The sequence below is a fragment of the Streptomyces rectiviolaceus genome (assembly GCF_039533825.1).
GTDB lineage: Bacteria > Actinomycetota > Actinomycetes > Streptomycetales > Streptomycetaceae > Streptomyces > Streptomyces rectiviolaceus.
Map to the genome: position 1 here is coordinate 21,662 of NZ_BAAAUG010000028.1, position 11,129 is coordinate 32,790.

The following is an 11,129-nucleotide window of genomic DNA, read 5'->3' on the forward strand; positions in this document are numbered from 1 at the left end:
GGAAAGCTGACGGGAAGGGCTACAGGAAGTAGAGGCGGTTGAGGGAGACGGAGTCCGCGGGCTCGGAACGGACCGGGTCGCCGTCGAGCGTGACCAGGCCTGAGCGCTGGTCGACGTCGATGGAGCCGGTACGGGAGTTGAGCCGCAGGTCGGCGGGGCCGATGCCACGGGTGCCGCGCACGGCGACCCGGCGCCGCCGGGTCGGCATCTGGTCGTTGCCCTGGTCGACGGCGGCCTGCGCGACGAAGGCCACCGAGATGTCGGCGGGCGTCGCTCCGTACGCCCCGAACTGCGGCCCGAGGACGAGGGGCTCGCACGTGTCGGTCGCCGCGTTCGGATCACCCACGACGCCGTAGGCCGGGAAGCCGGACTTCAGGACCAACTGCGGCTTGGCGCCGAAGAATTCGGGCCGCCAGAGCACGATGTCGGCCATCTTGCCGACCTCGATGGAGCCGACCTCGTGGGCGAGGCCGTGGGCGATGGCGGGGTTGATGGTCAGCTTGGCCATGTAGCGCAGGACGCGCGCGTTGTCGTCGTCGGCGCCGTCCCCGTCCATGGGGCCGAACTCGGCCTTCATCTTCCCGGCCATCGCGAAGGTCCTGCGTACGGTCTCGCCCGCGCGCCCCATGCCCTGCGCGTCGGACGAGGTGATGCCGATGGCGCCCAGGTCGTGCAGCACGTCCTCGGCGCCCATGGTCCCGGCGCGTATGCGGTCGCGGGCCATCGCCGCGTCGCCCGGCAGATCGGTCTTCAGGTCATGGACGGAGACGATCATGCCGTAGTGCTCGGCGACCGCGTCACGCCCGAAGGGCAGCGTGGGGTTGGTGGAGGAGCCGATCACGTTCGGCACGCCCGCCATCTTCAGGACGTTCGGCACGTGCCCGCCGCCGCACCCCTCGATGTGGAAGGCGTGGATGGTCCGCCCCTCAAGCACCTTCAGGGTGTCCTCGACGGAGAGACACTCGTTCAACCCGTCGCTGTGCAGGGCGACTTGGACATCATGCTCTTCGGCGACCCGCAGCGCCGTGTCCAACGCCCGCGTGTGCGCGCCCATGTCCTCGTGCACCTTGAAGCCCGATGCCCCGCCTTCGGCGAGCGCCTCGATCAGCGGGGCGTCGTGCGAGGACGAACCCCGGCCCAGGAAGCCGATGTTGACGGGCCAGGCGTCGAAGGCGTTGAACGCGTGCTTCAGCGCCCAGGGCGAGTTGACCCCGACGCCCCACACGGGCCCGAACTCCTGCCCGATGATCGTGGTGACGCCGGAGGCGAGCGAGGCCTCCATGATGCGCGGCGAGAGCAGATGGACGTGCGTGTCCACGGATCCGGCGGTGGCTATGAGCCCCTCGCCCGAGACGATGGACGTGCCGGTGCCGACCACGACGTCGACCCCGTCGAGGGTGTCGGGGTTCCCCGCCCGCCCGATGGCGTGGATGCGGCCTTCCCTGATGCCGATGGACACCTTGCGGATGCCCTGCACCGCGTCGATCACCAGGACGTTGCTGATCACGACGTCACAGGTCTCACGGACGGCGGCGGCCTTCAGATGCAGCCCGTCACGGGCCGTCTTGCCGAACCCGGCGAGGAACTCCTCGCCGTACTTCTGCGCGTCGGACTCCACCCGGACGGTCAGCCCGGAGTCGCCGAGCCTGACCCGGTCGCCCGCGCGGGGCCCATGGGTGGCGGCGTACGCGTACGGATCGATGCTCATCGGCCGGCTCCTTCGTCAGCTCCCAGATATCCGCAGGCCACGGCCCTGCGCAGGGCCTCTTGCTTGGCGCCGGGCGCATCAAGCGCGCCGTCCACAAGACCGGCGAAGCCGATCGCGACGCGCTCACCGCCGATCGGCACGAGCCCGACCTCGACGCTCTCGCCGGGGCCGAAGCGGACGGAGGACCCGGCGGGCACGGCGAGCCGCATGCCGTACGCGGCACCACGGTCGAAGTCGAGCCGGGGATTGGCCTCGAAGAGGTGGAAGTGCGAGGTGACGGAGACGGGCACGGACGCGGTGTTGTGCACGGTGAGCGTCGCGACCGGCGCGAGCTCCTCGTGCTCGGGACCGGGGAGCAGCGCCCCCGGAGCCTCACTCCCCAGCCCTTCCCCGATCGGCTGCGAGACGACCGCGAGCCGGGACCCGTCGTCGAAGACGGCTTCCACATGCACCTCGGTCACCACATCCGCCACACCCGGCAGGACGTCGTCGGGCCCGAGGGCGGAGCGCGCACGCTCGATCGCCTCGGCGAGCCTGACCCCGTCGCGGGCCGCCTCGCACACCGTGTCCGCGATCAGCGCGGTCGCCTCGGGGACGTTGAGTCTGAGGCCGCGCGCCTTGCGGGCCCTGGCCAGCTCGGCCGCCCCGAAGAGCAGCAGCCGGTCGCGTTCCGTGGGGGTAAGTCGCACGCCACCACACCTCCATCGTTTGAACAACACTCTAACCACGAGATTGATCCGACGGAAACATTGACGGACGAGCATGCATCAGGTCACATTGAGCGGCACTCAAACAGTCGGACGGTGGCCTGTGTGCGCAGGCGGCCACGATCGAGCGTCAGGGGCACCCTCATGCCGATAGAACAGCGCGGAGTCGACACCATCCCGGACGGGGAACGCACCAGCGGTCCCCGCGATCTCATCTCGATCCTGCTCGGCTCCAACCTCTGCCTCGGGGTGATCGTCTTCGGCTGGCTGCCGGTGTCGTTCGGCCTCGGCTGGTGGGCGTCGGTCACGTCAGTGGTGGCGGGCACGGTGATCGGAACGGCCCTCACGGCCCCCCTCGCCCTGGTGTCGCTGCGCACCGGCACGAACCTCTCCACATCCTCCGGAGCGCAGTTCGGCGTGCGGGGCCGCCTGGTCGGCTCGATCGTCGGCCTCCTCCTCTCCCTCGGCTACACCGCGCTGACCATCTGGATCGGCGGCGACGTGATGGTGGGCGTCCTGCACCGCCTGACGGGACTTCCTTCGAGCGGCCTCTCGTACGGGATCGTGTACGCGCTGCTCGCCGCCGCCACGGTGACGGGTGCGGTGTACGGCTACCGGGTCCTGCTGCGTCTGTCGCGCGTCCTCGCGGTCGGCATGACGGCGCTGCTGATCCTCGGGGCGGTGGCCTACGCCCCCGACTTCACGACGTCGGCGCTTCCCGGGGCGGGCGGCTACCTCCTCGGCTCGTTCTGGCCGACGTGGCTGCTCGCGCTTGTGGCGGCGGGCCTGAGCGGCCCGATCGCGTTCATCACGCTCCTGGGCGACTACACGCGCTACGTCTCCCCCACGCGCCACACCTCCCGGACGGTGCTGCGAGCGTCATGGATCGGCCTGCTGGCAGGCCTCCTCGTCCCCCAGCTCTTCGGGACGTTCACGGCGTACGCGGCGGGCGCGGCGCTCGACTACGCGGGCCCGCTGGTCTCGGCGTCCCCCACCTGGTACCTGGTCCCGCTCCTCCTGGCCGCGTCGGCGGGCTCGGTCGGCAACGCGGGCCTGATGCTGTACTCGATGGGCCTTGACCTGGACGCGATCCTGCCGCGCGCGTCGCGTGCCCGGGCGACGTACACCGTGGCGGTGGTGGCCACGGGGTGCGTGTTCGTGGGCCATTACGCATGGGAGGCACAGGACGCGATGACGTCCTTCGTGTTGCTCCTGACCGCGATCGGCACCCCCTGGGCGGTGATCACCCTGATCGGCTTCGCGCGCTGCGGGGGCGTCTACGACGCGGAGGCGCTCCAGGTCTTCAACCGCCGTTCCAGGGGCGGGATCTACTGGTACCGGGCGGGCTGGAACATCCCGGCGACGGTGAGCTGGGCGCTGGGCGCGGCGGTGGGCCTCGCGGCGGTCGCGCTCCCCTCCTACGAGGGTCCGCTGCTCCCCCTGACAGGCGGGGTGGACTGCAGCTTCCTGCTGTCGGGCGTGGTGGGCGGACTGACGTACGTGATCCTGGAACGCGGACAGGTATCCGAGCCGACGGCGGAGAACGGCCCCGCGGTCAGCGTGCCGGCGCCGTGATCAGCTCGTGCAGGTACCGCTTGACGATGACACCGCCGTGCCTGCGCTCGATCAACTCCCGTACGCAGCCGAGCAGTCCGTCACGGGTGTCCTCATCGAGCGCGCGGTGCCCGGAGTAGGTCCGGAGCACGTCGATGTACTGATCTGCCGTGTAAGTGATGTCCCGCGAGAAGCGCCGCACGGTGACTGGGCCGAGCCGGTCGGCACGCTCGATCTCACCCGTGTCGGTCCTGACGGTGCTCTCCTCGGGCAGCCGCAGACCGGGCTCGGTCGCGTCGGGGTCCCACCGCTCGTAACACTCCTGGACCTCCACCCAGAACTCCGAACTCCCCCCGGCGACATGTTCGGTGGTCACGACGGCGAGGATCCCCCCGGCCCGGAGAGCGTCCCTCATCTTGGGCACCCGAACGGCAGGGTCGAGCCAGTGGAAGGCGGTGGCGCAGACGACGAGGTCGTACGGCTCCGGGGGCAGAGCCCATGCCTCGAACTCGGCCACCTCGACGTGGGCCCGCGGATAGGGGGCGAGGTTGCGCCGGGCCACGGCGGCGAGGGCGGGCCCCAGCTCCACGGCAGTGAGAGCGCTGCCGGTCCGGGCAAGCGGCACGCTCAACTGCCCCGTACCGGGAGCAACTTCCAGCACCCTGCTACCGGCCCCCAGCCCCGCCTGCCGACCCAGCGCCTCGACCAACCCGGCGGGATAACGGGGCCGAGCCCGCTCATACAACTCGGCATCCCCATCAAAACTCCCACGCAACATCCCCCCACTGTCCCACCACACCCCCACTCCAGCTGGCCTCTCCCACCCACCCACCCAATCCCCCGCATCCGCCTCAACCCGAACAGACCTTTCCCACCCACCCACCCGATTGCCCCGCGGCGCCAAAGGGTGGGTGGGGAACGATGCAGCAGCAGGGTGGGCGGGAACGTACAGCCAGGGGGGTGGGTGGGAAACGCACAGCCGGGCGTGGGTGGGGCACGTACGACGGGGGGGAACGTACAACGGGGGTGGGTGGGAAACGTACCGGCCGGGGGCGGTGAGGAACGTACCGGCAGGGGTGGGTGAGGAACGAACAGCCGGGGTGGGTGGGAAACGTACCGGCCGGGGGTGGGCGGGAAACGCACCGGCCGGGGGTGGGCGGGAAACGCACCGGCCGGGGGTGGGCGGGAAACGCACCGGCCGGGGGTGGGCGGGAAACGCACCGGCCGGGGGTGGGCGGGAAACGCACCGGCCGGGGTCGGTGGGAAACGTACCGGCAGGGGTGGGTCAGCGACCGAAGGCAAGGGTGCGACCTACTCCAACCACGCGAGCCCAGGCCCCACGCACCTGCAGTCGGGCGCGCTCGTGAGGGGACGTGGCGGTATGTCCGCCCGGAGCACGGTTCCCGGCGCTCCGGGGCCGAAGTAGCCCGGCGGCCACCGGACGATAGCGAGGACGGACATACCGGCACGGCACCGCACCCACAGACGAGCCGCACCGCGAGCTCGCGAGGGGACGTGCCGGTGTGTCCGCCCGGAGCACAGCTCCCGGCACTCCCGAGCCGCAGCAACCCCACGGCCACCGGACGATAGCGAGGACGGACATACCGGCACGGCACCGCACCCACAGACGAGCCGCACCGCGAGCTCGCGACGGGACGTGCCGGTGTGTCCGCCCGGAGCACAGCTCCCGGCACTCCCGAGCCGCAGCAACCCCACGGCCACCGGACGATAGCGAGGACGGACATACCGGCACGGCACCGCACCCACAGACGGACACGCCCCGCGAACTCGCGACGGGACGTGCCGGTGTGTCCGCCCGGAGCACAGCTCCCGGCACTCCCGAGCCGAAGCAGACACCGGACGATAGCGACGGACATACCGGCGCGGCGCCGCGCCGAACACGGTAGAGGGCCGGGCCCGGGAGTTGATTTCCCGGGCCCGGCCCTCACTCGCTGAAGCCCTCAGCCGAGGTCATGCATCCAGCCATGCCGATCCTTCGCCGTCCCCCGCTGCACATCCAGCAGCGCCTCCCGCAGCTTCATCGTGACCGGGCCCGGCTCGCCGCCGCTCTGGGTCCACTCGCCCGAGCGGCACTTGACCGTACCCACGGGAGTGATCACCGCCGCCGTACCGCACGCGAAGACCTCCGTCAGGGTGCCCTCGGACGTGTCCGCCTGCCACTGGTCGATCGAGACCCGCGCCTCCTCCGACTTGTAGCCGAGGTCACGGGCGACCGTCAGGAGCGAGTCCCGGGTGATTCCGGCGAGGAGCGAGCCGGTCAGGGTCGGGGTGACGATCTTGTCCCCGTACACGAAGTACAGGTTCATGCCGCCGAGCTCCTCGACCCACTTGTGCTCGACCGCGTCCAGGTACGCCACCTGGTCGCACCCCTTCTCCGCCGCCTCGGCCTGCGCGAGCAGCGACGCCGCGTAGTTGCCGCCCGTCTTGGCGTCGCCCACGCCACCCGGCACCGCCCGCACGCGGTCCTCCGAAAGCCAGATCGAGACGGGCTTGACCCCACCGGGGAAGTACGCGCCCGCGGGCGAGGCGATGACGATGAAGAGGTACTCGTTGGCGGGCTTCACGCCCAGGCCGACCTCGCTCGCGATCATGAACGGGCGCAGGTACAGCGACTCCTCGCCACCATGCGCCGGCACCCACGCCTTGTCCTGCTTCACCAGCGCGTCGCACGCCTCGATGAACGTCTCGACCGGCAGCTCCGGCATCGCGAGCCGCCGCGCCGACCGCTGGAAGCGCTCCGCGTTGGCGTCGGGGCGGAAGGAGGCCACCGTGCCGTCGGGCTGACGGTAGGCCTTGAGGCCCTCGAAGATCTCCTGCGCGTAGTGCAGGACGTTGGTCGCCGGGTCGAGGGAGAGCGGGCCGTACGGCACGAGCTGGCCGTCGTGCCAGCCGCGGCCCTCCGTCCACTTGATCGTCACCATGTGATCGGTGAAGTGGCGACCGAACCCGGGGTTGGCCAGGATCGCCTCGCGCTCCGCGTCGGACAGCGGGCTCGAGGTGGGCTTGAGCTCGATCGTGGGTGTCGGCGTCGTCGTCATGAGTACTAGTCCTTCACGGTGTGATGGTGACGGACCGCGCTCACGCCTGTACGTCTCGTACTAGGACGTCCGAGTAACCCTGCATTCCGCGGCCCCACGTTCGATTATCGCTCGCGTGGCGCCGAGGAAGAAACAGCGTGAATGCGGCCCAGGGGTCGATGGTGGCACCCGGAGCCGCATACGAGAAGCCGCCGGGTCGTGAACCAGACCCGGCGGCTTCTGTGTCAAAGGACGAGCTACCGGGTCAGCCCGCTACTCGTACGGCGAGCGCGTCGCCGATCTGTTCCGTCGTACGGACCGTGTCGCCCCGCTCGGCCAGATCCGCGGAGACGGCGGTCTCGATGCGCCCCGCCTCGTCCTCGTACCCGAGGTGGCGCAGGAGCAGCGCGACGGACAGGACGGTCGCCGACGGGTCGGCCTTGCCCTGGCCCGCGATGTCCGGCGCCGAGCCGTGCACGGGCTCGAACATCGACGGGAACTCACGGCTCGGGTTGATGTTGCCGGAGGCCGCGACGCCGATGCCGCCGGAGACGGCCGCGGCGAGGTCGGTGATGATGTCGCCGAAGAGGTTGTCGGTGACGATCACGTCGAAGCGGGCCGGGTCGGTGACGAGGTAGATCGTCGCGGCGTCGACGTGGATGTAGTCCGTGGTGACGTCGGGGAACTCCTTCGCCACCTCGTTGAAGACGTTCGTCCAGAGGTGACCGGCGTACGCGAGGACGTTGTTCTTGTGGACCAGCGTCAGCTTCTTGCGCGGGCGGGCCTGCGCGCGGGCGAACGCGTCACGGACCACACGCTCCACGCCGAAGGCGGTGTTCACGGAGACCTCGGTGGCCACCTCGTGCGGGGTGCCGGTGCGGATCGAGCCGCCGTTGCCCGTGTAGGGGCCCTCGGTCCCTTCGCGTACGACGACGAAGTCGATCTCGGGCTGCCCGGCGAGCGGGGTGGCGACGCCCGGGAGGAGCTTCGACGGCCGCAGGTTGACGTGGTGGTCGAAGAGGAAGCGGAGCTTCAGCAGGAAGCCGCGCTCCAGGACGCCGGACGGGACCGAGGGGTCGCCGATCGCGCCGAGGAGAATCGCGTCGTACTGCTTGAGGGCCTCGACGTCGGCGTCGGTGAGGGTCTCACCGGTCGCGTGGTAGCGCTTGGCTCCGAAGTCGAACTCCTTGGTCTCCAGCTTCACATCCTGCGGGAGGACGGCATTGAGGACCTTGAGCCCCTGGGCCACGACTTCCTGGCCGATTCCATCACCGGGGATCACTGCGAGATTGATGCTGCGAGACATGCAAGCACCCTACGCTCCGTCCCACGGGATGACACTCGCAGTCCGACATGCGGACACCCCTGGTCACGCCACGGGCGCGCCACCACATGGCCACTCTCTCTTCACCCTCAGGCCCGGCGGGAGTTGGAAGTCGCTGGGAAGTTCTCCCCCTATGGACACCCCCAATGTCGGCATACCGGAGCAGCTCGCGGCCGGGATGAGCATGCCGGAGCAGCACGAGTACCTGCGCAGGAAGTTCTCCCGCCGCAAGGTCCTCGCCAGTTCGTTCGCCACGGCCGGCACGGTCGGCGGCATCGGCCTGCTCGCCGGGAGCTCGGGCAGCGCCCACGGCGAGGGCGCCTCGGCGTCGAGCCCGCTCGCCGCGCCGTCCGCGCCGTCCGCGCCCGTCAAGGTCGACGGCAAGCTGGTGGCGCCCTTCGCGCGGCACCTCGCCTTCGGGGCCGACCCGAAGACGCAGATGCGGGTCTCCTGGCAGGTGCCGTTCGCGGTCAAGTCCCCTTATCTGCGAGTGGGGTTGAAGCCCTGGGAGCTGAGCCGGAAGATCGAGGCGGAGGTGCGGGATCTGCACACCCCGTCCCTGTCGAAGAAGCTGCCCGCAGTCGAGCAGTACTACCTGCACGCGGCGCTCGACGGCCTGAAGCCCGGCACGACGTACTACTACGGCGTCGGCCACGAGGGCTTCGACCCGGCGTCGCCCGAGCGGATGGCGACGATCGGCTCCTTCCGCACGGCTCCCGCGACGGCGGAGAGGTTCGTCTTCACGGCCTTCGGCGACCAGGGCGTGAGCTACGACGCGCTCGCCAACGACCAGTTGATCCTGGGCCAGAACCCGTCCTTCCACCTGCACGCGGGCGACATCTGTTACGCCGACTCCACCGGGCACGGCAAGGAGTCCGACACGTACGACGCGCGCGTCTGGGACACCTTCCTCGCGCAGACGGAGTCCGTGGCGAAGTCGGTCCCGTGGATGGTGACGACCGGCAACCACGACATGGAGGCGTGGTACTCGCCGAACGGCTACGGCGGCCAGTCCGCCCGTTGGTCGCTCCCGGAGAACGGCTTCGACCCCAAGAACGCGCCGGGCGTCTACTCCTTCACGTACGGCAATGTCGGCGTCGTCGCGCTCGACGCGAACGACGTCTCGTACGAGATCCCCGCCAACAAGGGCTACACGGACGGCAAGCAGACCGCGTGGCTCGACAAGCGCCTGGGCGAGCTGCGGGCGGACGACGCCATCGACTTCGTCGTGGTCTTCTTCCACCACTGCATGTACTCGACGTCGACGCACGCCTCCGACGGCGGCGTGCGCGACGCGTGGCTGGACCTTTTCACCAAGCACCAGGTGCACCTGGTCGTCAACGGCCACAACCACGTCTACGAACGGACCGACGCGATCAAGGGCGGCGAGGTCGGCAAGCCCGTGCCGGTCGGCGCGTCGACCGATCCGACGCGCGACGGCATCGTGTACGTCACCGCGGGCGGCGCGGGCAAGGACCTCTACAGCTTTCCGGCGGGCGTGAAGGACAGCTACGAGGGCAACGTCGAGGACCGGGACTCGATCCTGTCGTTCCACTGGACGAAGTCGCGCCTTCCCGACCCGGACACCGTCGAGTGGTCACGGGTGCGCTACACCGGCTTCTCGTTCCTCGCGGTGGAGGTGACGGCCGGCGCGCACCCGAAGCTGACGGTCTCCGCGCTCGCCGAGAGCGGAGAGCGCGTGGATCACTTCGAGGTGGTGCGCGGTAAGTAGGGACTTCAGCAGGACTCGGTGGCGCGGGCGGGTCAGTGGCCCGTCTCGCCGCCGTTGTCCCTGCGGTCGAGTGCGCGCTGCAAGGCCGCCGCGGCGTTCTTGCGCTCGGAATCGGTCTTGCGGGAGGCGTGTCGGACTCGGCGTGCGGTCGTCTCGGCCATGAGAGATCCACTCCTTGAGGGAAGGGTGTTTTCGAGACGCCGGAAGAGGCGGGGAGCGGGAGCCGCAGGGGTTACCTGCGTGGGGCTCCGGCTCACGACCGCCATTCGCTTGGTCGAGCGAGACGTTCGGCTCCTACAAAGCTAAGCGAGGACGGAGCGTCTGTCTCCACAATTACTCGGACTTCCTACTATCTGAGACGGGCTTCATCCTCAGCCCCTCATTTGGCCGCTCTGAGCTCGCGGATCAAGGCGCGGACGGCGACGGTGGCGGCCAGCTCAGGGGTGGTGACGTAGCCCACGGAACGTGACGGGCGCTCCGGTCCGAGATCAGTGATCTCGATTCCGTCCGGTGCTCCGTTCAGGGAGAGCGCGGGCATGATCGCCATTCCGAGACCCCTGCTCACCATCGAGAGCACCGCTCCGTCGTCCTCGGTCAGGACGGTCGCCTTCGGGATCCAGTCCTGCCCGGCCCACCACGTCCGGGTGTAGGAGCCGCAGTTCTCGTGCCAGTCCACCAGCGGCAGGGAGCGCGGGTCGGGGTGTCCGGCCGGGTGCACCAGCGAGTACGGCTCTTCGACCAGGACGTCGCCGATGAGCCCGGCGGGCACGGGCGAGGTCGCGCCGATCGTCGCGATGCCCACGTCCGCGCGCCCTTCGGCGACCTCGCCCGCGGTGCCTGCGCCCAGCTCACGCACGACACGCACCTCCGGTTCGATGCCGGGATGGCGGGCGGTGAGGCGCTCAAGGACGGGCGGCAGCAGGTACAGGGCCACGCTGCGGAAGGCGGCGATGCGCAGCGGGGCCGCGACCGTGCCCCGCTCGTCGGGGCGGGCCTCGGCGGCCAGGGTGTCCAGGAGCCGCAGGACGCGCCGGGCGTGGGCGGCAGCGGCGGCAGCGGCCGCGGT

The 11,129-nt window shown here is 70.2% G+C and carries 9 protein-coding genes; 2 read left to right on the forward strand and 7 right to left on the reverse strand.

Features of this window, described 5'->3' with window-relative positions; all coding sequences use genetic code 11:
* Positions 1-19: 19 nt before the first annotated feature.
* Together ABD378_RS09545 and ureA are read right to left on the reverse strand one after the other, a co-directional pair.
* Positions 20-1,708 (reverse strand): urease subunit alpha, encoded by a 1,689-nt coding sequence (locus ABD378_RS09545; RefSeq protein ID WP_344520119.1) that lies wholly within the window; start codon positions 1,706-1,708, stop codon positions 20-22.
* Positions 1,705-2,397: an urease subunit gamma gene (ureA, locus tag ABD378_RS09550; RefSeq protein ID WP_344520120.1), complete on the reverse strand. Its 693-nt coding sequence runs from the start codon at positions 2,395-2,397 to the stop codon at positions 1,705-1,707. The genes ABD378_RS09545 and ureA overlap by 4 nt, the downstream gene beginning before the upstream one ends.
* Positions 2,398-2,559: 162 nt before the next feature.
* Here ureA and ABD378_RS09555 point away from each other — a divergent pair, with 162 nt between their 5' ends.
* The gene (locus tag ABD378_RS09555; protein ID WP_344520121.1) at positions 2,560-3,990 is read left to right on the forward strand and encodes a cytosine permease; all 1,431 of its coding nucleotides are present in this window, start codon (positions 2,560-2,562) and stop codon (positions 3,988-3,990) included.
* On the opposite strand, the gene ABD378_RS09560 is transcribed toward ABD378_RS09555, so the two are convergent.
* The 3 genes from ABD378_RS09560 to ABD378_RS09570 all read right to left on the reverse strand — a co-directional run bounded on the left by ABD378_RS09560 (position 3,971) and on the right by ABD378_RS09570 (position 8,313).
* Positions 3,971-4,747 (reverse strand): class I SAM-dependent methyltransferase, encoded by a 777-nt coding sequence (locus ABD378_RS09560; RefSeq protein WP_344520123.1) that lies wholly within the window; start codon positions 4,745-4,747, stop codon positions 3,971-3,973. The genes ABD378_RS09555 and ABD378_RS09560 overlap by 20 nt on opposite strands.
* 1,183 nt (positions 4,748-5,930) lie before the next feature.
* Positions 5,931-7,028, reverse strand: a complete 1,098-nt coding sequence (locus ABD378_RS09565; protein ID WP_344520124.1) for a branched-chain amino acid aminotransferase — start codon at positions 7,026-7,028, stop codon at positions 5,931-5,933.
* A gap of 244 nt (positions 7,029-7,272) precedes the next feature.
* Positions 7,273-8,313 carry a 3-isopropylmalate dehydrogenase gene (locus tag ABD378_RS09570; RefSeq protein ID WP_344520125.1) on the reverse strand — a complete coding sequence of 347 codons (1,041 nt, stop codon included), beginning with the start codon at positions 8,311-8,313 and terminating at the stop codon, positions 7,273-7,275.
* Positions 8,314-8,464: 151 nt separating this feature from the next.
* Here ABD378_RS09570 and ABD378_RS09575 point away from each other — a divergent pair, with 151 nt between their 5' ends.
* Positions 8,465-10,063, forward strand: a complete 1,599-nt coding sequence (locus tag ABD378_RS09575) for a purple acid phosphatase family protein (RefSeq protein ID WP_344520126.1) — start codon at positions 8,465-8,467, stop codon at positions 10,061-10,063.
* Positions 10,064-10,095: 32 nt separating this feature from the next.
* Here ABD378_RS09575 and ABD378_RS09580 read toward each other — a convergent pair whose 3' ends face one another.
* Positions 10,096-10,224 carry a hypothetical protein gene (locus ABD378_RS09580; RefSeq protein ID WP_344520127.1) on the reverse strand — a complete coding sequence of 43 codons (129 nt, stop codon included), beginning with the start codon at positions 10,222-10,224 and terminating at the stop codon, positions 10,096-10,098.
* Positions 10,225-10,442: 218 nt separating this feature from the next.
* On the reverse strand, positions 10,443-11,129 hold a 687-nt coding region (locus ABD378_RS09585; RefSeq protein ID WP_344520128.1), incomplete at its 5' end, for a LysR family transcriptional regulator substrate-binding protein.

What these genes read in the sequence shown, in the direction of transcription:
- ABD378_RS09545 (WP_344520119.1), bottom strand. Translation starts at nt 1,708, where the DNA reads ATGAGCATCGATCCGTACGCGTACGCCGCCACCCATGGGCCCCGCGCG.
- ABD378_RS09555 (WP_344520121.1), top strand. Translation starts at nt 2,560, where the DNA reads ATGCCGATAGAACAGCGCGGAGTCGACACCATCCCGGACGGGGAACGC.
- ABD378_RS09560 (WP_344520123.1), bottom strand. Translation starts at nt 4,747, where the DNA reads ATGTTGCGTGGGAGTTTTGATGGGGATGCCGAGTTGTATGAGCGGGCT.
- ABD378_RS09565 (WP_344520124.1), bottom strand. Translation starts at nt 7,028, where the DNA reads ATGACGACGACGCCGACACCCACGATCGAGCTCAAGCCCACCTCGAGC.
- ABD378_RS09570 (WP_344520125.1), bottom strand. Translation starts at nt 8,313, where the DNA reads ATGTCTCGCAGCATCAATCTCGCAGTGATCCCCGGTGATGGAATCGGC.
- ABD378_RS09575 (WP_344520126.1), top strand. Translation starts at nt 8,465, where the DNA reads ATGGACACCCCCAATGTCGGCATACCGGAGCAGCTCGCGGCCGGGATG.
- ABD378_RS09580 (WP_344520127.1), bottom strand. Translation starts at nt 10,224, where the DNA reads ATGGCCGAGACGACCGCACGCCGAGTCCGACACGCCTCCCGCAAGACC.